Source organism: Ruegeria sp. HKCCE3926 (assembly GCF_017872515.1).
In the GTDB taxonomy this organism is placed as follows: domain Bacteria; phylum Pseudomonadota; class Alphaproteobacteria; order Rhodobacterales; family Rhodobacteraceae; genus Ruegeria.
The window spans coordinates 237,440-258,876 of the sequence record NZ_JAEDOU010000005.1; the positions used below are offsets into that span (position 1 = coordinate 237,440).

The following is a 21,437-nucleotide window of genomic DNA, read 5'->3' on the forward strand; positions in this document are numbered from 1 at the left end:
CGGACCGCTTCTCAAAAACGGAACAATCGTCTCCACAGCGCGGAGACGGGCCGGGCGGTCAGTTCACCGCCTGCGATAGGAACCAGACCACCCCGCGCAAGAATGCGGCGTTCCTCGGCGCGGGTCATCTGGATCTCGCGAACCTTCAGCGCGGCTTCGCGCGCGGTGACATAGCTGCCGTCCGGTCCCGGTTCCATTCCGGGGATGTTGCGTCCCCGCGACCACATTCCGCGAATGCCCGACAGCGGGTGTTTCCACCCGATCTCGTCATCATCCTGCAAATGCCAGATCCGCTTCGCTTCTGCGACCGAGACCAGAGCGGCCAGCGGTTTGCCGTGCCGGGTCAGTATGATCACTTCGCGCGGGTCCTGTGCGCGGGTGACCAAAGCGCCCAAATGGGCGCGCGCATGGGAAATGGTGCAACGCATCGGCGAATCTCCGTATGTACGATTCGAAAGATTGGTGGTCCGAGAGTTGTACAAACCCCGCAATTCTCAACTAATGGCGCGTGCGGTGGCCTTTGCGCCCGCAGCATTGGGCCAAAAGCCGGGCTCAGGTTCAGGCCTGAAAATGTCTCGGGACAAACATGCGTGGAGTCGAAACTTCTCGGATTATCCACAAAGATTTCCCGGCAGATACCAACAATTTATCCCCGTCTAATTTTCATGCTGCAGTGCTATTTTCTTGTCAGATACAAGGCATGCTGCAACAGTCTGAACACCACACAGGTTCTTCGGAGCCGAAGGTGGGACGCAAAGGCCCGGGGGTCTTGGCAGAGAGACTGGATCTTAGGATTTGCGTTGAACTGCAATGGCTTACCGGTGGGTGATCAGCCGAGTGAGGGCTTCATGCCCAAGTCGGATGGTTACCTTCTCAGAGGGCCGATGCACGCTGTGATGTCTCTTCGGGGACAATGCAGCCGCTGCAGTCTCTCAGGGGGCTGTAGCAACTGGATCGGGTGCTCTTCGGAGCGCATCGACCCGGTAAGGCGTCAGGAGTGTCCGAAAGGACGCATGCAAAGACCGCGTCTGCGCACCTGGCGCCTTTTCCTTTGCCGGATTTCGGTTTCATACAGGCTACCACTCACCCCTGCCGAAAGGGACCGGGGCTCTTCTGCGTGTGCGAAAGAGCCCCGATTTAGCGTCAGATGATGCAATACCGCGTCTATGCACCTGTAAGGGAAAGCTACCGCGGCATGCCATGTCTTTCAACTACATATTGAGAGAAGGCCCGCGCGCGGCGCAAAATAAAGTGTATTACAGGCTTTCCTGCACGTCGGTTGCTGCGCCTTGGATGGCATCTCCGGCTTTTTCGATATCCTTGCCGGCGCCTTTGGCGGTTTCGCAGGCAGTCAGTGCAAACAGGCTCAGGCCCATCAGAATTACGCGGATCATGTTCGTCTCCTTGGTGCTCGATTGTTTTTCGGTAGCACCTTTTTTCAACCGGAGCCAGTTCCTAGGTCGGGCCGTCGCTGCAGAAGAGCTCGTAAACGACTTCGAGCATGCGGCGGGGACGATCATCCGCCAGACGATAGTAGATGGCTTTACCTTCCCTGCGAGGTATCACCAACCCTTCAAGTCGCAGACGGGAAAGTTGCTGTGATACAGCGGCTTGCCTGGCGGACAGCAATTCTTCCAGTTCGGTGACGGATTTTTCACCGGACACCAGATGGCAGAGGATCATCAATCTGCCTTCGTGGCTTATCGCTTTGAGAAAATTAGAGGCGCGTGTCGCGTTGGTGACCATGCGGTCAAAATCTTCTTTTGACATGTCCTGGGACAGCTGAGGAAGTGCCATCGATTGAGTTCCTTGCAAACCCGTTGGCCGGGCGTTGTTTCCGTTACGTAAAGAGACGTGAGTGTGAGACCCTTCAGTACATGTTTCGTACATTCATTTCTATATGTATGAATCAAAATAGCGTGATGTATGAAAGGGGAATTCGGATTGAACGTTCCCGCAACGCGAGGGGGCAGATGATTCACTTTAAGGCGATCTGCTGATCGTTGTCGGAAACAACAGATGGTTCGCCTTGACGATTGATGATGATCCACATTCGGTCAGCGTTCTCACTTGCCCCCCTTGCAGCCCCCCTTAGCCGACACTAAGACTCAGGTAACACTTGTTGGGATATTGTCCCGATCCATAGCTAAACAGGCAGGTTACGAATGTTCGATCCCGTAGAAACCTACATGAATACACTTGTTCCCATGGTCGTTGAGCAGACCAGCCGGGGCGAGCGCGCCTATGATATTTTCTCTCGCCTGCTGAAAGAGCGGATCATATTCATCAACGGACCGATTCATGATGGGATGAGCCATCTTGTTGTGGCGCAATTGCTGCACCTCGAAGCTGAAAACCCCAACAAGGAAATCTCGATCTACATCAACTCGCCCGGCGGAGTGGTAACCAGCGGTCTGTCGATTTACGACACAATGCAATATATCAAGCCGAAATGTTCCACATTGGTGATCGGTCAGGCGGCCTCGATGGGCTCGGTCCTGCTCGCCGGGGGCGAGAAGGGAATGCGCTTTTCACTGCCCAACAGCCGCATCATGGTGCACCAGCCCAGTGGCGGGTACCAGGGCCAGGCCAGTGACATCATGATTCACGCGGCCGAAACCCAAAAGCTGAAGGATCGCCTGTATGACATCTACGTACGTCATACGGGGCAGACGAAAAAGGCGGTCGAAAAAGCGCTGGATCGTGACAATTTCATGAGCCCGGAAGAGGCCAAGGAATGGGGTCACATCGATGAGATCGTTGAAAATCGAGCGAAAATGGACACGGAAGAGGCCTGAGGCCGATACCCCGCGTCACCGGCGCGGGGGTCATTTTGAGATTGTAGCCGCCAGAGTGCTGGCCTAAGCTGCACACACAGGTGTAAGCGCCCCCGAAAAGGGGCGCAGGGACGAAGCCCGAAAGGTAGATCATGGCGACGAATTCAGGCGGCGATGGGAAAAACACGCTCTACTGCAGCTTCTGCGGCAAAAGCCAGCATGAGGTCCGTAAGCTGATCGCAGGCCCCACGGTTTTCATCTGTGATGAATGTGTTGAGCTGTGCATGGACATCATCCGCGAAGAGACCAAGGCCAGCGGGCTGAAGTCATCTGACGGTGTTCCGACGCCCAAGGATATCTGCGAAGTACTGGACGATTATGTAATTGGTCAGGCCACGGCAAAGCGGGTTCTGTCGGTGGCCGTTCACAACCATTACAAGCGTTTGAACCACGCTCAGAAAGCGGGCAGTGATATCGAGCTGGCAAAGTCGAATATCCTGCTGATCGGCCCGACCGGTTGCGGTAAGACGCTGCTGGCGCAAACGCTGGCGCGTATTCTGGACGTGCCGTTTACCATGGCTGACGCGACGACCCTGACCGAAGCCGGCTATGTGGGTGAGGATGTCGAAAACATCATTCTCAAGTTGTTGCAGGCGAGTGAGTACAATGTCGAACGCGCGCAGCGCGGCATCGTCTATATCGATGAGGTCGACAAGATTACCCGCAAATCCGAAAACCCCTCGATCACGCGTGACGTGTCGGGTGAGGGCGTGCAGCAGGCATTGCTGAAACTGATGGAAGGGACAGTGGCCAGCGTCCCCCCACAGGGTGGCCGCAAGCATCCTCAGCAGGAATTCCTGCAAGTGGACACGACGAACATTCTGTTCATCTGTGGCGGCGCATTTGCGGGTCTGGACAAGATCATTGCGCAACGTGGCAAAGGCTCGGCCATGGGCTTTGGTGCCGATGTGCGCGACAATGACGACCGCGGTGTGGGTGAGATATTCAAGGATCTGGAACCCGAGGATCTGCTGAAATTCGGACTGATCCCGGAATTCGTCGGTCGGCTGCCGGTTCTGGCGACGCTTGAGGATCTGGATGAAGACGCGCTGGTGACCATCCTGACCAAACCCAAGAACGCATTGGTCAAGCAATACCAGCGTTTGTTCGAACTGGAAGATGTTGAACTGGCCTTTACGGATGATGCCTTGAAGGCAATTGCCAAAAAGGCCATCGAGCGCAAAACCGGCGCGCGCGGCCTGCGGTCTATTCTCGAGGATATTCTGCTGGACACCATGTTCGAACTGCCGGGCATGAAAAATGTCAGCGAGGTTGTGGTGAACGAAGAGGCGGTGATGTCCGACGCGCAGCCGCTGTTCATCTATGCCGATGCGGCCAAGGAATCGGCCTCGGCGGGCTGAGGCCGGGCTTTTACCGCGACGGTGGAACTTCACTTGAACCGGTTCAGGGGGCTCTGCCCCCGCTGCCCTTCGGGCATCCCCCCGGGATATTTTTAGCCAGATGAAGCTGTGGATCCGTCGCTCGCACGCGAAGTCATGCGTGGTCAGGCGGCGGAAGCTTAAGCAAGTTTTCGAACATCAAAGGTGACGGATTATGGCAGTGCAGCGCATTTCTTCGGGTGGTGAGTTCGAAGCCAAGGTCGGGTACTGCCGCGCAGTGGTTGCGGGCGGCTGGGTTCATGTCGCCGGGACCGTCGGGCAGGGCGAGGACGTGGTGGCGCAATGCCGGTCTGCGCTGGACATCATCGGCAAGGCGCTGACTGAGGCAGGCGCAGGCTTTGACGATGTGGTTCGGGTCACCTACATGTTGGCGGACCGCAACGAGTTTGAGCCGTGCTGGCCGATCCTGGCCGAGACTTTTGGCGCCAATCCACCGGCTGCGACGATGATCGAATGCGGTTTGATTGATCCGAAATACAGGATTGAGATCGAAGTGACCGCCTTTTTGCCGGAGTGACGCAGGTGGTATCAGGGGCACTGGACCTTGGCGGGCCTTTGGTCCATACCTTTCTTCGACGAAATGCCGGAGGCACCCGATGGGAATCCTGAACAGTCTTTTGCGAGCCGTGACCTGGTGGAATGGGTCAACTTTGAACACTCAGATCTACACTGCACGCAAGGGCGTGAAAGTGGGCGAAGACAATGAAGGCAACGTGTTTTACCGCAATGCTGATGACAGCAAGCGTTGGGTTATCTTCAATGGCGAGGCCGAAGCCAGCCGGGTTGATCCTGAATGGCATGGTTGGTTGCATCGCACTTGGGACGAGCCTCCGACAGATAAACCGCTGCCGCATAAATCCTGGGAAAAACCACATCAGGAAAACCTGACCGGCACCGCGCTGGCCTATGCTCCTGCCGGATCTCTGCGTCGCGCGGAACCGGTTGAACGTAAGGACTATGAGGCCTGGAGCCCGGAATAAACGAGGCGATAATGTCGACCCATAACTGGACCGAAGTTCTTGTCGGCGGCGTCGTATTGGCCGGTGCCTTTGCATTTGGTGTCTATGCCAGCCAATCGACGGGCTTGTCGCAAGGTGCCGCTGGATATGAACTGGGCGCGTCTTTCAGATCTCTGGAGGGGGTGGGTGTCGGTACGGATGTGCGCCTTGCGGGCGTCAAGATCGGGACCGTGACGGGCGTCACCCTGAACCCGGATACCTACCGCGCTGACACGACTTTCACGATTGCAGACGGCATTCTGGTGCCGGACGACAGTGCCATTGTCATTTCCTCAGAAGGTTTGCTGGGGGGCAATTTCGTCGAGGTGATGCCAGGTGGGTCACCATTCTACTTTGATCCCGGCGACGAGATCGAGGATACGCAGGGCGCGGTCAGCCTGATTTCGCTGCTGGTCAAGTTCGTAGCCGGAGACGGCAGCGAATGATGCGCGCCACGATTCTTGCCTTGTTGCTGGCCGCCACAGGTGCGGCCGCGCAGCAGAAAGTTCAATCTGGGCCCGGGGCAATGCTGCGGGGCCTGGACAAGGTGAACGGCCAGACTGTCGATGTTGAATTGCAGACCGGCGCGACGGCAGCGATTTTTGGGCTGGATGTTGCCTTGGGAGATTGCCGTTTTCCCGTTGACAATCCAACGGGTGACGCATTCGCCTATCTGACCATCTGGGAGAGTGGGAAGGCCGATCAGCTGTTTGACGGTTGGATGATCGCAACCTCCCCTGCATTGAATGCGCTGGATCACGCGCGTTATGACGTTTGGGTCATACGGTGTATCACACCCGCCGCCGATTGATTCAGCGGCACCGAGAAATCGGCGCTGTGGTTCAAGGCCTTTTCCAGCTCTTTCTTGTAGGCGCCGCGCGGAATTTCGATTGCGCCCAAAGAGGCCAGGTGCGCGGTCAGAAACTGCGTGTCAAACAGACGGAACCCGGTTTGCCTCAGGCGGTCCACAAGATAGGCGAGGGCGATCTTCGAGGCGTCTTTGCGTCTTGAAAACATGCTTTCGCCGAAGAATGCTGCGCCTAGGGTCACGCCATAGACGCCGCCCACCAGCGTGTTGTTTTCCCAGACTTCCAGTGAATGCGCATACCCTGTTTGGTGCAGCTGGCGGTACAGGTCATGAAGTTCGGCGTTGATCCAGGTATCTGCCCTGTCGGCGCACCCGTCGACGACGCCGGAAAAGTCCTGGTCGATCGAGAAATCGAACCCGCAGTTTCGGATACGGCGCGCCAGGCTTCGAGAAATGTGGAAACTGTCCAATGGAAAGACGCCGCGAAACTTGGGATCGACCCAAAACAGGTCGGGGTCATCGCGATGCTCGGCCATCGGAAAGATACCGATGGAATAGCCATGCAACAAAAGTTCTGGGGACAGGCTCATGTCAGGTATGAGGCAACCGGAGGGCAGGCGCCCTCCGGTCCTTGGTGACTATTGTTCCATGTTCTCCGCAAGCCAGCGCTCCAGCCAGTGGATGTTGTAGTCGCCGCTGTGCAGATCGGGTTCCTGCAGCAGTGCGTGGAACAGAGGGACCGTGGTATCGATACCGTCGACAATCAATTCCCCCAGTGCGCGTTCCAGTCGGGCCAGCGCTTCGGCCCGGTCACGACCCTGCACGATCAGCTTGGCGATCAGAGAGTCATAATAGGGTGGAATCGAATACCCGTCATAGAGAGCCGAGTCCATTCGAACACCAAGGCCCCCCGGCGCGTGATAGGCCGTGATCTTGCCGGGGCAGGGTGAAAATTTCGGCAGCTTTTCAGCGTTGATCCGAACCTCGATGGCGTGGCCGTTGATTTCCAGATCGTCCTGACCGAACGACATCGGTTCACCCGCTGCGACAAGGATTTGTTCGCGCACCAGATCGACGCCAAAGATACCTTCGGTGACCGGATGTTCCACCTGAAGGCGGGTGTTCATTTCGATGAAATAGAACTCGCCATTTTCGTAGAGGAACTCGATGGTGCCGGCGCCGATATAATTGATTTTCGCTACCGCATCCGCGCAGATCTTGCCGATCCTGGCGCGTTCTTCGGGTGTGATGCAGGGGCCTGGGGCCTCTTCGAACACCTTCTGGTGGCGCCGCTGAAGCGAACAATCCCGTTCGCCCAGATGAACAGCCTTGCCTTTCCCGTCGCCAAACACCTGAATTTCGATGTGGCGCGGCGTGGTCAGGTATTTCTCGATATAGACTTCGTCATTGCCAAAGGCGGCCTTGCCCTCGGCCCGCGCAGTCATGAAGGCGCTTTCCATTTCGTCAGCGTTCATCGCAACTTTCATGCCGCGACCGCCGCCGCCTGCGGTAGCCTTGATGATGACCGGATAGCCGAATTCCTCACCGATCTTCTTGGCCGTCGCAAGATCAGGCACGCCGCCGTCTGATCCCGGCACGCAAGGCACTCCCAGCGCCTTCATCGTGTCCTTGGCAGTGATCTTGTCGCCCATGACGCGGATGTGTTCTGCGGTGGGGCCGATGAACGTGATGTCGTGATCTTCGACGATCTGCACGAACTCGGCATTCTCGGACAGGAAGCCATAACCAGGGTGGATCGCCTGCGCACCGGTGATTTCACAGGCCGATATGATCGCGGGCACGGACAGGTAACTCTGGGGGCTGGGCGGGGGGCCGATGCAGACCGATTCGTCCGCCATGCGCACATGCATTGCGTCGCTATCCGCGGTGGAGTGGACGGCAACCGTCTTTATCCCCATCTCGCGGGCAGCGCGGATGACGCGCAGGGCGATCTCGCCTCGGTTGGCAATCAGGATCTTGTCGAACATGGGCCCGCCTTACTCGATGATGACCAGAGGTGTGCCAAACTCCACAGCGTCGCCATCGCCGACCAGAACACGCTTGATCGTGCCCGACTTGGGCGCGTGGATGTGGTTCATGGTCTTCATCGCTTCGACGATCAGCAGCGTGTCGCCTTCGGAAACGGAAGCGCCGACCGAGATAAATGCGGGCGCGCCGGGCTCGGGCTGCATGTAGACGGTTCCAACCATGGGAGAGGTCACAGCACCAGGGTGGCTGGCCGGATCTTCCTGAGCGGCAGGGGCTTCGGCCACGGCAGGCGCAGCCGCAGCGGCAGGAGCTGGTGCTGCCGCAGGCACGGCAACCTGAACTGGTGCAGCTGCGGCCTGTGTCATGCGGCTTACGCGCACGTTCAGGCTGTCTTCCTCGCCATATTCGCGCTTGACCTGCAATTCGGTCAGGTCATTGTCACGCAGCAACTCGGCCAGAGCCTTGATGAATGCCACATCCGCTTCGTGTTTGGTGTCTGTCATGAGTGTCCTCGACGGTTCCCCTTTGGCCCGTCTGTTTCTTGCGGGCTCTGATCAAATTACGCAGGGTTATAGGCTAAGCGGCGGTGCATGAAAAGCGCCGACTCGCACCATCACAGGCGGGAATCCCGCATAATTTAAAGGGGCGGACAGGTTACAGAGGCATCCCTGACAATTTGGCGACAAGCTCGGACAGTTTGCGGGCGCCGAATTTCTCAAGCAGACGGGCGCGATAGGCTTCGATTGTGCGGTAACTCAGGCCCAGTTCAGCACCGATTTCCTTGGCGGACAGGCCACGGCAGGACAGGATCGCCACTTCGCGTTCTCGAACGGTCAATTCGACAAGGGGACGTTCTTCCGAGATGTCGGAAAAGCTCCAGATTCCATGGCGGAAAGGGTCATCGGGCGTCAAAGAGCGGCCACGGGCGCGGCACCAGAACAGATCACCATTGCGGCGCCGCATGACGCGTTCATCCGTGTAGTACCCGGTGTCTCGCATCACTTGCAGGCTGCGTTCCCCGATCCTCTCCCAATCCGCGACCGAGGGATAGAGATGCAACAGCGGCATGTTGCGGTAATCGGCCTCTTCCCCGCCGAAAGTGCGGGCGAATTGCAGATTGCAGCGTCTGATGATCCGGTTTTCCAGTTCAACAAGCCCGATCGGTGCATATTCAAAGGCGGGGTCACTCATCCGCTTATCGTGCCGGGAAACCACGCGGAATTGAAGGGGAGATGCGGCTTATTGTGGCCATTGATGCGCATTGGCGGCTGCCGCTTTTGTTAAGGTTGTAAATATGGTTTGAAAATATCTCGGTAAACTAGCGAAACACATGATATGTTCTGAAAAAAGTGGCTGAAGCCTTGTCAGGAGAATACGATCATGCGCGATATGTTGACGGGAAGCCGTATTCGGGAAAGACGGCAGATTGCCGGGCTTCGGCAAGCGGAACTTGCCCGCCTTGCCGGGATATCCGCGTCCTACCTGAACCTGATCGAACATAACCGCCGCCGGATCGGTGGCAAATTGCTGGTGGATATAGCGTCAGCGCTTTCCGTCGAACCCTCTGTCCTGACACAGGGGATCGAGGCAACCCTCGTGTCGGCCTTGCGGGAAGCGGCGGATGACGCCGTCGGGCAGCAGGCCGAAGTGGACGGGCTGGAGGAATTTGCCGGGCGCTTTCCCGGATGGGCCGGGGTTCTTGCGCAAATGCACCGCCGGGTTGTTTCGCTTGAGCGGAATGTCGAGATCTTGTCGGACCGGCTGACTCATGACCCGCATCTTGCGGCATCAATGCACGAAGTGCTGTCAACGGCGGCGGCGATTCGTTCAACAGCGGCAATTCTTGCAGACACAGAGGACATCGAAGCAGAGTGGCGGGAACGGTTTCACAAAAACCTGCACCAGGATGCAGAGCGGCTGGCCGGGAGTTCAAAGGCACTTGTAACCTTTTTGGACGAAAGCGACTCGTCAATTGATCCGCGCGGTGTTCCGCTTGAAGAGGTCGAAGCGTTCTTCGAATCCCGCAGGTACAGTTTTCCGGAATTGGAACAGGGCGAGGACGTGGATGCCGTTGATCTGAGCAGTCTCAACACGTCGGCTGCCCGAACTGTGGCGCGTGAAGTTCTGAAGATGTATCGCGATGATGCAATCGCTTTGCCGCTGGATGCGCTTCGATCGAGCCTGCAAAAAGGCGACACGGATCCCATTGCGTTGGCTTATCGCTTTTCCGTGGACGTCGCCACCGTTCTGCGTCGATTGGCGTTCATACCCGATGACGTGTTACCGCAGCCGGTTGGCATGGTGCTGTGCGATGCATCCGGCAGCATATTGTTCATCAAGCCGATCCCGGGCTTTGCTTTGGCGCGGCATGGTGAGGTTTGCCCGCTGTGGCCGTTGTTCACGGCTTTGAGCCGCCCACTTGTTCCGGTGCGCAAGCAGGTTGTCCAGATGGGGCGGACCCCGGCTGAATTCGAATGCTTCGCCTATGCTTGGCCTTATGCGGTATTGGGGTATGATCAGGATCCCGTTTATCGCTCGGTTATGCTGGTCCGTTCGGGCAACGAGGCGGCAGGTGCCGCTCCGGTCACGCAAGTCGGGCCAAACTGCCGCGTCTGTCCCAGCAATGCTTGCGAGGCCCGCCGCGAACCGTCGATTTTGAGCGAAGGCTTTTGACACTTTCCCGACAGAAGGCTTAATCTGGCGGGGACCGATCTGAGGATGGAGGAACGGTCTTGGGGAGGAACTGAAAATATGAGCCGTAAGGTTCTGTTAATCGAGGACGAGCCGAACATTGCCGAAGCAATCCGGTTTCTGCTGACCCGCGAGGGATGGCAGGTGGACACGCATGGCGATGGCACGGATGCGGTTCAGGTGATTCAGAGGGCACAGCCCGATCTGGTCATTCTGGACGTCATGCTGCCGGGCAAGAGTGGCATGGATATCCTGCGGGACATCCGAGAGATGGAAGAGCTGGCAGGTTTGCCGGTTTTGATGCTGACGGCGCGCGGTCAATCGCGCGACAGGGAAATGGCGGAAAACGCTGGTGTCAGCCGTTTCATGACCAAACCGTTTTCCAATGCCGAAGTTCTGACGGCTGTGCGCGATCTTCACGCGCAGGCGACGCGAATATGATGTCTGGCGAGGGCAAAAAGGGCGCACCACAGGGCGCACGCCCCTCGCTTTTTCTCGAACGTCAAAGCTATCGCCGACGTAGGCTGGCGGATGCGGCGCGGCTGCTGCCGTTTTTGGGGGCGGCTCTGCTGGCGCTTCCGCTATTGTGGCCCGATCAGCCCGGCAAGGGCGAGGCTGTCCCCTTGTCTTCAGCAATGTATTACATCTTTGTCTGCTGGGGCGCTCTGATCGTGGTTGGGTTGGTTTTTGGAATTGCGGCCCGCCGTTTGGGCGTGCGCGAGGATCAAGACGCGGACGCTGAGTGATGGCAACCATTAACACGCTGATCCTGGTCTGCCTTGGCTATGTCATCTTCTTGTTCGCCGTGGCTTTCGCCGCTGACCGAATGGCTGCGGCAGGGCGGGGCAAGTGGCTGCGCTCGCCCCTGATCTATACCTTGTCGCTGTCGATCTATTGCACGGCATGGACGTTCTATGGTGCGGTGGGCAATGCCGCGCGGTCCGGGTTGGAGTTTGTAACGATTTACCTTGGCCCAACCCTGGTGATGGTCAGTTGGTGGTGGGGACTGCGCAAACTGGTGAGGGTCGGGCGCAGTCAGCGGGTGACCTCTATCGCGGACCTGTTGTCATCGCGCTATGGCAAGTCGAACACGCTTGCCGTGTGTGTGACCATTCTTGCCGTGCTTGGCGGAACACCCTACATCGCGCTCCAGTTGCAATCAATCACCTTGTCCTTTTCGATTTTTGCCGAAGCCGATTCATCGGGTCTGTACCGCGAAGGGTCCAGTGTATTCTGGATGGCAGCGGGGCTTGCGGTGTTCGCAATTCTTTTCGGCACGCGCAATCTGGACGTGAACGAGCGCCACCACGGTGTGGTCACCGCCATTGCAGTGGAGGCCGTTGTCAAATTGTTTGCTCTTATCGCCGTGGGCGTTTTCGTGGTGTGGGGCATTGCCGGTGGCGTTGGCCCGATGATGAATAGGATAGATGCCTCGGAAATCGGAGAGTGGAACGTCGATGCCGGGCGCTGGACGACTTTCATATTCCTGTCCGCCGCGGCCTTTATCTGCCTGCCGCGCATGTTTCAGGTTATGGTGGTCGAAAATGATGACGAAAGCCATCTGCGAACCGCCGCCTGGGCGTTTCCGCTCTATCTGCTTTTGATGAGCCTTTTTGTCGTGCCAATTGCCGTCGTTGGTCTGGATCTGTTGCCAGAGGGGGCCAATCCCGATCTGTTCGTGCTGACGGTACCGCTGTCGCAGGGCAATGACTGGTTGGCCATGCTGTCCTTTATCGGCGGGTTTTCGTCCGCAACGTCGATGGTCATCGTCAGCGCAATGGCCTTGTCGACGATGGTTTCGAACCATGTGGTCATGCCCATTTGGTTAAACACGCATGAGGGTACGGGCTCGGTTTCGGGCGATGTGCGCAGCATTGTTCTGGTTGCGCGCCGCGTGTCCATCGCCGTGATCATGGCGTTGGGTTACTTTTACTATCGGTTGTCCGGTGGTGGTGCGGCGCTGGCCTCGATCGGATTGATTGCCTTTGCCGGAATCTCGCAGATTCTACCTGCTTTGGTCGGGGGATTGTTCTGGCGCGGAGCAACCCGGACAGGGGCGCTGGTCGGGTTGAGCGTCGGTTTCGCACTTTGGATATATACGCTTTTGTTGCCAGGTATGGGCGCGCCGTGGATGCCGGAGGCCGTCATGCAGAATGGGCTGTTCGGCCTTGCCTGGTTGCGTCCTCATGCCCTGTTCGGGATCGAAGGGATCGATCCGATGGTCCATACCGTGATGTGGTCCCTGTCCCTGAACACCATTGCCTTTTGCATAGCGTCCCTTCTGAGCTTTCCCAGCCCTCTGGAGCGTTTGCAGGGTGCGCAATTCGTCAATGTTTTCGACCACTCGGTTTCACCCGGTGGCTGGTCCGGCTCGGTGGCGCAAAGCGAAGACCTGATGATCATGACACAGCGTATTCTGGGCACCGCGCCAGCGCAGGAGTTCTTTCAGGCAGAGGCTGAAAAACAGGGCGGCCGGTCGCATATGCCGGAACCGACCCCGGGTTTCCTGAACCGGCTGGAGCGAGAGTTGAGCGGGTCGGTTGGCACCGCCACTGCGCATGCGATGATTGCCCAAATCGTCGGAGGGTCTTCAGTTTCCGTAGAAGATCTGCTGGCGGTGGCGGATGAATCGGCGCAGCTTCTGGAGTATTCGGGGAAGTTGGAAGAGAAGTCGTCGGAGTTGTCCCGTACGGCGCGCCAATTGCGCGAAGCAAACACCAAGCTTACGCAGATTTCCGAACAAAAAGACAGCTTCCTCAGCCAGGTCAGTCACGAGTTGCGCACGCCGATGACCTCGATCCGGGCATTTTCCGAAATCATGCGGGATACAGAGGGGCTGAGCCGTGAGGAACAGACCCGTTATGCCGCAATCATTCACGATGAGGCCTTGCGCCTGACCCGGCTTCTCGACGATCTGCTGGACCTGAGCGTGCTGGAAAACGGGCAGGTCAATCTGAACCTCAGCGATGACAGTTTGCGTTCGGTTCTGGACCGGGCGGTGTCCAGCGCGCTGGCCGGAGCAGAGCGGAAAATCACGGTTCGCCGGACTCTTACGGCCGAGCGAATGTCCCTGCATACGGATCTGGACCGGTTGGGGCAGGTGTTCATCAATCTGATCTCGAACGCGCAGAAATACTGTGACGCGGAAGAACCGGTATTGGTCATTTCAGCCCACGACGTCGGCGGCAGGGTCATCATAGATTTCATCGACAACGGCAGCGGCATTCCACCCGGCGCGCGTTCGATGGTGTTCGAGAAATTTGCTCGTGTCGGGGTCGACAAGGCAGGGGGCGCAGGTCTGGGTTTGGCCATTTGCCGTGAGATCATGCAACGGTTGGGCGGTGAGATCACATATTTGCCCGGGCAGGGCGGTGCGGCGTTCCGGGTCAGCTTGCCTTTGGCTTTCCAGCAGGCCGCGCAATGACACGGCCATAAAGAACTTCGTAACGCTCGGCAGGGTAAACCAATAGCCAGTTATTGAAGCAACTGGTGATCGGGCGACATGTCACAAACCGTCAGCGCTGCTTTGGCGCGCAAACTGTCTGTTGGACGAAAAGATCTGGGCGATCGCCCGCGTTCGGTTTTGCGGGCGCTGCGCTTGGGGTTTGCGCGGGCAGCAAGTGATCGATTGAACCTTCCCCTGGCTGTCATCGGGGCAAAACAGGCCAGCCGCACGCAGGATGACATGGCGGAATCATTCGCTCAGGATTGGCTTATGTTGGTGTTTGACGGGCCGGAGGGGCGCGCAGGGATTTGCCTGAGCCCGCATGTGGTGTCCGCCATTGTGCAAACCCAAACCATCGGTGAAATACTGCCCGGTGATCCGGCCCCAAGGGCCTTTACGGATACGGACGCCGCCATGGTGGTGCCATTCATCGAAACCGCTCTGACCTTGACTGCCGGCTCAATAGACGCTGCGGCCGAGCAGGTCTGCCTGACGGGATACGAGTTCGCGGCACGTACGAAAGATTCGCGCGGCTTGTCGTTGGCCATGACAGAAGATGAATACCGCGTCTTCGATCTGACGGTTGATCTGGCCGGCGGGGCGCAGCAGGGACAGATCTCGATCTTTCTTCCAGAGCATCTTGCCACGCCGGAAAAGGCAGAGGAGGTCACGGATCCGGCCGGTCCCCGGCTTGAGCAGGCATCGGGTGTTGTTCGGGCGGAACTGAAGGCCGTTTTGTGCCGGATGTCGCTGCCACTGTCCGATCTGTCAGAGATTCAACCTGGATGTGTTTTGCCATTGCGCGGGGCGCGCCTGGACAGAACTGAGATATTGACCATCGACCGAAAGCCAACGGGTATTGGCCGCCTTGGTCAATGTGGCGGGTTGCGCGCCGTTCGGTTGAACGAACATTCGACCCTGCCCGCCTTGTCGGGGGACGAAGCGCAGGAGTTCATCGAAAGCCGAGGGAGAATGCAGCCGCACGATGACCTGGTCGAACCGGTTTCCGGCGCGTTGGATGCCATGCCTCCGGAAATTGAGGACGCGGGTTTGGATCTTACGGACAACGATCTGTCACTGAACGATTCCGAACGGATGGTCGCAGAGATTTCGCAACTGGCTGGCCTTGACGCAGCCGACACGAATTCCGACGCAGAATAGGGTTTAGTCTGCCTGGCTGCGAAAATGCTCTAGTGCAGGGCGCAGGTTTTCCAGTTGATATCCGGCATTTGTCGTGGCGGCCAGAATGTCGTCTGTGCTCATGCGGTCGCATTGACCAAGGGCCCAGACCACCGAACACCGAGTGCCCGAGGCGCAATAAGCCAGAACCGGGCCATCGCAGCTTTCTGCCAGGTCACGCTGCTGCTTTGCAATCTCGGGCGTCATGGTCTGGTGGGTCAGCTCCAACACCTCGTAGTCCATGCCTGCCGCACGGACGGCTTCACCGATCGCGTCGGATTGCATGATCGCGGGAACCTCAACATCGGGCCGGTTGCAGATCACCTTGACGAAGCCTGCCTCGGCAATTTCCGGGACGTCTTCTACCGTGATCTGCGGTGAGACAGCATAGCGGGGCGTGATCGGTCGAATCTCCATGCCAAATCCTTAGGCCGCGTTTGCGGCTCTGTCCAGTTGCGCCCCCAGCGTTGGCGCGATGAACATGCCTGCAACCATCGCGATCAGGAAGACCAAGCCACCCAAACCACCATAGGTCAGCGAGGCCATCGCCGGTCCCGGGCAAAGCCCGGCCAAGCCCCAGCCCATTCCGAACAGGACGGAACCGATGATGAGCCTGCGATCAACCTCGGACCTTGCAGGGGGTGGAAAATCGCCTCCGGTCAAGGCCTTGCGCCCAGAGGTAAGCCTCCAGGCTACAAGCATCGGCAGGATGGCGCCGCCCATCACAAAGGCCAGGGTCGGGTCCCAGTTTCCGAAAACATCCAACCATCCCTGAACCTTGGTCGTGTCCGTCATGCCCGAAATCAACAATCCAGCACCGAACAGCGATCCTGCGAGCAAAGCAATCAAAAGGCGCATCAGATCAATCCCCAAACATGGCGCAGCAGAACGAGGGTCATTCCGCCGGCAAGAATATAGAATACGGTGGCCACGATGCCGCGCAGAGAAAATCGCGAGATGCCACAGACACCGTGACCCGACGTGCAGCCATTGGCGATACGCGTTCCCACACCGACCAGAAGCCCGGCCACAACAACAAGGCCCAGATTGCTGGTGAGATGCGTTTGGGTCTCGGGGGCGATCAGTGGCCGCAGCAGAAGCGGCATTCCGATCAACCCGGCGATGAAGGCCAGGCGTTCGGCTTTGGTGTCGCGGGCCTCACCGTCGACAAGGCCACCCAAAATGCCACTTGCACCCATGATCCTGCCATTTCCAAGCAGGTACACTGCTCCGCCCAGGCCAATCAGCAGGCCACCGCACAGCCCCCAGATCCACTCGATGTTCATGTGGGATAATCCTTTTTAGAGTGACTTGTTTCGCGTCAGATTTTGTTCACCGGCAGCTTCAGGAATACATCGCCTTGCTCATCGGCAGGCGGCATCTGCCCCGCCCGCATGTTGACCTGCAAAGAGGGCAGGATCAGGCGCGGCATGGCAAGGGTGGCGTCCCTTGCGTCACGCATTTCCACGAATTCTTCGATGCTGCGTCCTTGTCCGATATGGACGTTCAGCGCTTTCTGTTCGCCTACCGTCGTTTCCCAGGCGTATTCATCGCGGCCCGGCGCTTTGTAGTCGTGCCCGACAAAGATGCGCGTTTCGTCCGGCAGCGACAGGATTTTTTGGATCGATTCAAACAATGTGGCTGAGGAGCCTCCGGGAAAATCGCAGCGGGCCGTGCCGAAATCCGGCATGAACAGCGTGTCGCCCACAAAGGCGGCGTCGCCTATCACATAGGTCAGGCAGGCCGGGGTATGGCCCGGGGTATGGAGAACATCGCCGCGCATCTGCCCAATGTGAAAACTGTCCCCCTCCGAGAACAAGGCGTCGAACTGGCTACCATCGCGCTGGAACTCGGTTCCTTCATTGAAGACTTTGCCGAACGTGTCCTGCACGGTGACGATCTGAGCGCCAATTCCAATTTTGCCGCCCAGTTCCTGTTGCAGGTAGGGGGCCGCAGACAGGTGATCGGCGTGAACGTGGCTTTCCAGAATCCATTCGACCTTTAGATCGCGCGCGCGCACAAAGTCGATGATTGCGTCAGCCGATTTTGTCTCTGTGCGCCCCGAAGCATGATCGAAATCCAGAACACTGTCGATGATGGCGCAGGCACGCCCTTGCGGTTCATGAACAACATAGGACACCGTGAAGGTTTGATCGTCAAAAAACGCTTTCACTGCGGGTGTCATGATTTCCTCCGTATCGGTTATCATTATCATATATGTAAAATGGAATGTGACGCAACATCGAACCTGTGTTTGATGCGCGTCAAGGCATTCACGATTAAATCAGCTTAAACTTTAGCCCATCCGCGCCGGATTGCCGAAAACGCGAATGTGTTGGGCAATATCCTGCACAATTTCAGGTTAATATCAGCGGGTCTTATTCCCGTTACCTATATCTGGGATACTGGCGACACTTGGGAGGGTACTATGACATCAACAAGTCTTTATTCCGAAGCAGAACGGCTTGAACAAGAGCTCAGAAATGCGAGCCTTGATACGCGTTTGGCGCTTCAACCGAGTGTGAGCAAGGTTGTCGACCGTATGCGACAGCAGGGGATGCAGGTGCCGTCCCGCCTGCGGCGTCTGGATGCAGCCCTGTGCGAAGACGCCATGGAAGCGCAGTTCGATAACCTGCCGATTTGAAACAAGTGGTCATCCAAAGGATATCCCGAGGATGACCAGCATCAATCCAAGGACGGACAGGAACAAAGACGCCAGGTTCCAGGGCAAAACGGCCTGAACGGTCGCGCGCAGTTCGTCGTCTGACAGACCCGCCTTGCGCGCTTTCATCACGCGAAGAATGCACCAGATCAGGCCGGCGAGGCCGGTCAGAGAAAGGGCTGCGCCGCCCCAAATGATGAATTCGAACATGGTGCCCTACATCTCTTCGTGAACTACCCCAGCGCTTACCGGAACGGATCACGCCGTACAAGTGCGCTTGGGGATTGGGTGGGATTGGGTGCTTGCGACCCGGGCGGCGGCATTGTATCCGGCTTCCTGCATCAGATTTCAGCCCTTGGGACGGACGCGTATGGAAGGCATCATCAAAGATCAGACTGCCGCCAACTGTCGCGTGACTGCCGATGAGCCGTGCCAGTTCATCGAACGGTTTGAGGGTCTGGATGCGGTGAAAACAACCTGGTGGAACAGCGGAAAGAAGCCATGGCCGAGGCCCGGGCACGTCGTTGCTTTTGCCTCCAGAAAACTGTTTTGTGTGTAGCAACCACAGCTTGAGGCGAATACAGGTGGTATGAACTGTATTCTCTTAGCGGTGATGATCCAGAATTGGGAAGAATTGGATGAGCATGTCGGAAGAAGCAGAAGCAAGTTACAAGGTCACCTCTGGGGAGCTGCGCCAATTTGTTGAGCGTATCGAGCGCCTGGAGTTGGAAAAGAAAGACATCGCGGATCAAATAAAGGAAGTGTACGCAGAGAGTAAATCGCGCGGCTACGATGTGAAGGCTCTTCGCAGCATCATTTCTCTCAGAAAAAGAGACAAGGATGATATTGCCGAGCAAGAGGCTGTCATCGAGATGTACAAAGAAGCCTTGGGCATGAACTAAGGCCGGTTCTTGGCAAAAGCGCTAATTCATTCAGGCTGACAAAAGCTTTACGAAGAAATGCGTGTCACTTGCCGAGACTGCAACATGTGCAGCCAGACAGGGCGGAGATTTCAAATATCGCAGACCTGGCTGGCTGTGCGGTGATGTCTGCTGCCTCAGTGGCCTTGTGGGTTTGCAGGGTCTTTGCTGACGACGAATTCTCGTTTTCGCTGGAAGATCTTCAATGTGTCAGAAAGCCGAAGCTGCGGTTGCTGAAGACCTTGTTGCCTTTTTTGATAGTTTGTCCGAGGCAAGACCTGCCTCGTGATTGCCTGAAGGCTTGCGGCTCAAAGGCTGGGTTCTTTTAGCATTGAAGATCGTTGAAGATTCCTGTTCCGCCTTTTGCGGAGTGACACATGCGATTGGGCTGTGGAGGTTTCTCGACCGACCCTGCGGCATTGCGGGTGAAAGCGCTGCAAACCATCCTGTCGGTCAACCAAAGGCCGGTCATGCACCAACTTACAAAGCCTGACCACTCAAGTGGGGCTGATCAGCGCGACCGACACCTTTTTGGCATAAGGCATGGTGGTGTTAAGAACTCAGCGCTCGGTAATGAAGGACAGTCCGGACACGAGCTGTCTCAATCCAAGCGCCGCGCCCGCAAAGATCGCGGCGAATGTCACGGGCGCGCTGTAGGCCAGAAGTGAAAAGGCAGATATGCCTTGTCCGACGCTGCAACCGACTGCGATGATCGCTCCGGGGCCCATGATCGCCGCGCCCAGCATCTGCCGTTTCAATTCGCGTGGATCTTCGCAGGCTTCCCAGCGAAAATGACCCTTTGACCAAGACCCCAAAAACGCGCCGATCAGAACGCCCGAGACTGATCCGACGGCAAAAGACAAAGTGTTTCCGGACGCTGTCATCAAGTAGAATATCGTGTCACCCAAGGGTGCAGCGAAGGTATGGGTTTGCACCGGCTCACCGTCAAAGCCGTGGGTCGCTACCCAGTTCGTGCCAAGCCAGCCCGAGACGATCGTCAGTCCAACCACAGATCCCCAGAACACCTGCGCTGGCTTACGGCGGAACTGCTGGTTCGCCAAAGCGAAGACCACCAAAATAACACCGACGGCAGAACCGACGAGCCACGCCGGAACTGAGGTCAATCGTTCAGCTAGAAAGCTGACGCTTTGGGGCGCGCTGATATCCATTTCTACTGGAAACAGCCAAACCCGCAGATATGCCAGGGGGCCGGACATTACGACATACGCCGAAAGGCCCATGATCAGTACGATGACGAAGGATCGAAGGTCGCCACCTCCCAGCCTTGCCAGCGCCCCATAACCGCAGTTCCCGCTGATGGCCATTCCATAACCGAACATGAGGCCGCCCACGATCGAACCGATCGGGTTCCAGGTCTGGGCAAGGTAGCGTGTTCCGACCGGGTCAAGCCACCCGAACGCCATGGCGGCATGGCTTCCAACAATGGCGACGCCAATCGCAACCGCCCACATGCGAAGTCGCCGATCATCGCCTGCGTAAAGGAAGTCTTCGATTGCACCCAACGTGCAAAAGCGACCGATGCGTGCAGCCAGCCCCAAAGCGATGCCCCCAATCAAACCGATCAGAGCAACGGCATTTGCGTCTCCCAATGCTTCGAACATTGCCAGTCTCCTCCCAAAGCTGGCGGCGTCTTGACCGGCTTCTACGTCTCCCGGCAGAAAAGATCGTAAACGACTTCCAGTATTTGCGTCGAACGATCATCAGCCAATCTGTAATAAATTGTCTTACCTTCGCGTCGTGTTTTGACCAAGCCTTCAAAGCGCAGTCGGGATAATTGTTGGGATACGGCGGCCTGTCTCGCCGACAGCATCTCTTCCATCTGGGTGACGGACTTTTCACCCGATGACAGATAGCACAAGATCATCAGACGCCCTTCGTGGCTGATGGCCTTCAGGAAGTTTGATGCCGTCTGGGCATTCTCCATCATTCGGTCCAGATCTTCTGCACACATGTCCTTTGTGAACACCGGCAGTTTCGATGGTTTGTCCAAAAGGATCGCCTCGCTTTCTCAGCTTCACGCATTCAAAACAGTTTATGTAATTTGCCGCCGATTAGCCAGAGGTCTCAACCTGTACCCCTGCGTCACGTAGCATCACGCCCAACAACCCCCAGAAAAAGTCTTCGCCGGGGTAGCCTTCGATCCGGCCGACTTCGTGGCCGTTGTCCAACAAAACAAAGGTCGGAGTGTAGTGGAGAGGTCGTTTTAGGGTGATCCCATCCGGCAGGGTTTCATGGATGTCGACACGCCGAAGCGGGGCGGCATTTCCTTCCTGTGTTTTCGGGTAGATCCCCGAGATTTCGGAATCCCATCGGGCACACCACATGCACCCATCTTCTTCGGCCATCAGAAGCGTCATTTCAGCCCGTAAAGCCAAAGGCGAAACAAGCAACGTGACCGCAAGCACAAGCAGGAAAAGGTGGCGCATCTCAAGCTCCGATTGACCGCAGCGTTATATCTTTATTACTTTGAATGTATGAATGATAGCG

The 21,437-nt window shown here is 57.3% G+C and carries 29 protein-coding genes; 14 read left to right on the forward strand and 15 right to left on the reverse strand.

Annotated elements, in window-relative coordinates; translation table 11 throughout:
- Positions 1-11: 11 nt before the first annotated feature.
- The 3 genes from I9184_RS14695 to I9184_RS14705 all read right to left on the reverse strand — a co-directional run bounded on the left by I9184_RS14695 (position 12) and on the right by I9184_RS14705 (position 1,797).
- Positions 12-428 carry a type II toxin-antitoxin system Phd/YefM family antitoxin gene (locus I9184_RS14695; RefSeq protein WP_209835004.1) on the reverse strand — a complete coding sequence of 139 codons (417 nt, stop codon included), beginning with the start codon at positions 426-428 and terminating at the stop codon, positions 12-14.
- Between the two features lie 828 nt (positions 429-1,256).
- Complete coding sequence (locus I9184_RS14700) at positions 1,257-1,394, reverse strand: entericidin A/B family lipoprotein (RefSeq protein ID WP_152457342.1); 138 nt, start codon at positions 1,392-1,394, stop codon at positions 1,257-1,259.
- Positions 1,395-1,455: 61 nt separating this feature from the next.
- Positions 1,456-1,797 carry a metalloregulator ArsR/SmtB family transcription factor gene (locus I9184_RS14705; RefSeq protein WP_171724387.1) on the reverse strand — a complete coding sequence of 114 codons (342 nt, stop codon included), beginning with the start codon at positions 1,795-1,797 and terminating at the stop codon, positions 1,456-1,458.
- A 368-nt stretch (positions 1,798-2,165) separates the two neighbouring features.
- Here I9184_RS14705 and I9184_RS14710 point away from each other — a divergent pair, with 368 nt between their 5' ends.
- The 6 genes from I9184_RS14710 to I9184_RS14735 all read left to right on the forward strand — a co-directional run bounded on the left by I9184_RS14710 (position 2,166) and on the right by I9184_RS14735 (position 6,046).
- The gene (locus I9184_RS14710) at positions 2,166-2,798 is read left to right on the forward strand and encodes an ATP-dependent Clp protease proteolytic subunit (protein WP_117869644.1); all 633 of its coding nucleotides are present in this window, start codon (positions 2,166-2,168) and stop codon (positions 2,796-2,798) included.
- A gap of 131 nt (positions 2,799-2,929) precedes the next feature.
- The gene (gene clpX / locus I9184_RS14715) at positions 2,930-4,198 is read left to right on the forward strand and encodes an ATP-dependent Clp protease ATP-binding subunit ClpX (protein WP_152457344.1); all 1,269 of its coding nucleotides are present in this window, start codon (positions 2,930-2,932) and stop codon (positions 4,196-4,198) included.
- 193 nt (positions 4,199-4,391) lie between these two features.
- Positions 4,392-4,754, forward strand: a complete 363-nt coding sequence (locus tag I9184_RS14720) for a RidA family protein (RefSeq protein WP_209835005.1) — start codon at positions 4,392-4,394, stop codon at positions 4,752-4,754.
- 79 nt (positions 4,755-4,833) lie between these two features.
- The gene (locus I9184_RS14725; protein WP_152457346.1) at positions 4,834-5,217 is read left to right on the forward strand and encodes an NADH:ubiquinone oxidoreductase subunit NDUFA12; all 384 of its coding nucleotides are present in this window, start codon (positions 4,834-4,836) and stop codon (positions 5,215-5,217) included.
- An 11-nt stretch (positions 5,218-5,228) separates the two neighbouring features.
- Positions 5,229-5,681, forward strand: coding sequence for an outer membrane lipid asymmetry maintenance protein MlaD (mlaD, locus tag I9184_RS14730; protein WP_209835006.1), 453 nt, complete (start codon positions 5,229-5,231; stop codon positions 5,679-5,681).
- A complete protein-coding gene (locus tag I9184_RS14735; protein WP_209547016.1) occupies positions 5,678-6,046 on the forward strand; it encodes a DUF2155 domain-containing protein in 369 nt (122 codons plus the stop codon). The genes mlaD and I9184_RS14735 overlap by 4 nt, the downstream gene beginning before the upstream one ends.
- Here I9184_RS14735 and aat read toward each other — a convergent pair.
- The 4 genes from aat to I9184_RS14755 form a co-directional block, all read right to left on the reverse strand.
- Positions 6,001-6,633 (reverse strand): leucyl/phenylalanyl-tRNA--protein transferase, encoded by a 633-nt coding sequence (gene aat, locus I9184_RS14740; RefSeq protein ID WP_245218137.1) that lies wholly within the window; start codon positions 6,631-6,633, stop codon positions 6,001-6,003. The genes I9184_RS14735 and aat overlap by 46 nt on opposite strands.
- Before the next feature lie 48 nt (positions 6,634-6,681).
- The gene (gene accC, locus I9184_RS14745; protein WP_171638176.1) at positions 6,682-8,031 is read right to left on the reverse strand and encodes an acetyl-CoA carboxylase biotin carboxylase subunit; all 1,350 of its coding nucleotides are present in this window, start codon (positions 8,029-8,031) and stop codon (positions 6,682-6,684) included.
- Between the two features lie 9 nt (positions 8,032-8,040).
- The gene (gene accB, locus I9184_RS14750; protein ID WP_171638174.1) at positions 8,041-8,535 is read right to left on the reverse strand and encodes an acetyl-CoA carboxylase biotin carboxyl carrier protein; all 495 of its coding nucleotides are present in this window, start codon (positions 8,533-8,535) and stop codon (positions 8,041-8,043) included.
- Between the two features lie 151 nt (positions 8,536-8,686).
- Positions 8,687-9,223 (reverse strand): helix-turn-helix transcriptional regulator, encoded by a 537-nt coding sequence (locus tag I9184_RS14755; protein WP_152457352.1) that lies wholly within the window; start codon positions 9,221-9,223, stop codon positions 8,687-8,689.
- 189 nt (positions 9,224-9,412) lie between these two features.
- On the opposite strand from I9184_RS14755, the gene I9184_RS14760 reads away from it, so the two are divergent.
- From I9184_RS14760 to I9184_RS14780, 5 genes are all read left to right on the forward strand, one after another.
- Positions 9,413-10,705 carry a helix-turn-helix transcriptional regulator gene (locus I9184_RS14760; protein WP_209835007.1) on the forward strand — a complete coding sequence of 431 codons (1,293 nt, stop codon included), beginning with the start codon at positions 9,413-9,415 and terminating at the stop codon, positions 10,703-10,705.
- 78 nt (positions 10,706-10,783) lie between these two features.
- Positions 10,784-11,164 (forward strand): response regulator, encoded by a 381-nt coding sequence (locus tag I9184_RS14765; RefSeq protein WP_152457354.1) that lies wholly within the window; start codon positions 10,784-10,786, stop codon positions 11,162-11,164.
- Positions 11,161-11,469 carry a hypothetical protein gene (locus tag I9184_RS14770; RefSeq protein WP_245218138.1) on the forward strand — a complete coding sequence of 103 codons (309 nt, stop codon included), beginning with the start codon at positions 11,161-11,163 and terminating at the stop codon, positions 11,467-11,469. Before I9184_RS14765 ends, I9184_RS14770 begins: the two co-directional genes overlap by 4 nt.
- Entirely contained in the window at positions 11,469-14,147 is a 2,679-nt protein-coding gene (locus I9184_RS14775) for a sensor histidine kinase (protein WP_209835008.1), read from the forward strand. The genes I9184_RS14770 and I9184_RS14775 overlap by 1 nt, the downstream gene beginning before the upstream one ends.
- A 78-nt stretch (positions 14,148-14,225) precedes the next feature.
- A complete protein-coding gene (locus tag I9184_RS14780) occupies positions 14,226-15,329 on the forward strand; it encodes a flagellar motor switch protein FliM (protein WP_209835009.1) in 1,104 nt (367 codons plus the stop codon).
- Between the two features lie 3 nt (positions 15,330-15,332).
- Here the strand turns inward: I9184_RS14780 and I9184_RS14785 are convergent, their stop codons facing one another.
- From I9184_RS14785 to I9184_RS14800, 4 genes are read right to left on the reverse strand one after another with little or no spacing between them, the layout of a single operon-like run.
- The gene (locus I9184_RS14785) at positions 15,333-15,764 is read right to left on the reverse strand and encodes a TIGR01244 family sulfur transferase (protein ID WP_171638166.1); all 432 of its coding nucleotides are present in this window, start codon (positions 15,762-15,764) and stop codon (positions 15,333-15,335) included.
- Between the two features lie 9 nt (positions 15,765-15,773).
- Positions 15,774-16,205, reverse strand: coding sequence for a DUF6691 family protein (locus tag I9184_RS14790; RefSeq protein ID WP_171724382.1), 432 nt, complete (start codon positions 16,203-16,205; stop codon positions 15,774-15,776).
- The gene (locus I9184_RS14795) at positions 16,205-16,633 is read right to left on the reverse strand and encodes a YeeE/YedE thiosulfate transporter family protein (RefSeq protein ID WP_209835010.1); all 429 of its coding nucleotides are present in this window, start codon (positions 16,631-16,633) and stop codon (positions 16,205-16,207) included. Before I9184_RS14795 ends, I9184_RS14790 begins: the two co-directional genes overlap by 1 nt.
- Positions 16,634-16,668: 35 nt before the next feature.
- Positions 16,669-17,532: an MBL fold metallo-hydrolase gene (locus tag I9184_RS14800; RefSeq protein WP_171638162.1), complete on the reverse strand. Its 864-nt coding sequence runs from the start codon at positions 17,530-17,532 to the stop codon at positions 16,669-16,671.
- 243 nt (positions 17,533-17,775) lie between these two features.
- Here I9184_RS14800 and I9184_RS14805 point away from each other — a divergent pair, with 243 nt between their 5' ends.
- Positions 17,776-17,991 (forward strand): hypothetical protein, encoded by a 216-nt coding sequence (locus I9184_RS14805; RefSeq protein WP_171638160.1) that lies wholly within the window; start codon positions 17,776-17,778, stop codon positions 17,989-17,991.
- A 9-nt stretch (positions 17,992-18,000) separates the two neighbouring features.
- On the opposite strand, the gene I9184_RS14810 is transcribed toward I9184_RS14805, so the two are convergent.
- Positions 18,001-18,219 (reverse strand): hypothetical protein, encoded by a 219-nt coding sequence (locus tag I9184_RS14810; protein WP_209835011.1) that lies wholly within the window; start codon positions 18,217-18,219, stop codon positions 18,001-18,003.
- 160 nt (positions 18,220-18,379) lie between these two features.
- On the opposite strand from I9184_RS14810, the gene I9184_RS14815 reads away from it, so the two are divergent.
- Entirely contained in the window at positions 18,380-18,568 is a 189-nt protein-coding gene (locus tag I9184_RS14815) for a hypothetical protein (RefSeq protein ID WP_171638158.1), read from the forward strand.
- A gap of 79 nt (positions 18,569-18,647) precedes the next feature.
- Positions 18,648-18,911, forward strand: coding sequence for a DUF2312 domain-containing protein (locus I9184_RS14820; protein ID WP_152457363.1), 264 nt, complete (start codon positions 18,648-18,650; stop codon positions 18,909-18,911).
- A gap of 578 nt (positions 18,912-19,489) precedes the next feature.
- On the opposite strand, the gene I9184_RS14825 is transcribed toward I9184_RS14820, so the two are convergent.
- From I9184_RS14825 to I9184_RS14835, 3 genes are all read right to left on the reverse strand, one after another.
- The gene (locus tag I9184_RS14825) at positions 19,490-20,551 is read right to left on the reverse strand and encodes a YeeE/YedE family protein (protein WP_209835012.1); all 1,062 of its coding nucleotides are present in this window, start codon (positions 20,549-20,551) and stop codon (positions 19,490-19,492) included.
- A gap of 41 nt (positions 20,552-20,592) precedes the next feature.
- On the reverse strand, positions 20,593-20,901 hold the full coding sequence (locus tag I9184_RS14830; RefSeq protein ID WP_152459831.1) for a metalloregulator ArsR/SmtB family transcription factor: 309 nt from the start codon (positions 20,899-20,901) through the stop codon (positions 20,593-20,595).
- Positions 20,902-21,001: 100 nt separating this feature from the next.
- Positions 21,002-21,376 (reverse strand): hypothetical protein, encoded by a 375-nt coding sequence (locus I9184_RS14835; protein WP_171638155.1) that lies wholly within the window; start codon positions 21,374-21,376, stop codon positions 21,002-21,004.
- Between the last annotated feature and the right edge of the window lie 61 nt (positions 21,377-21,437).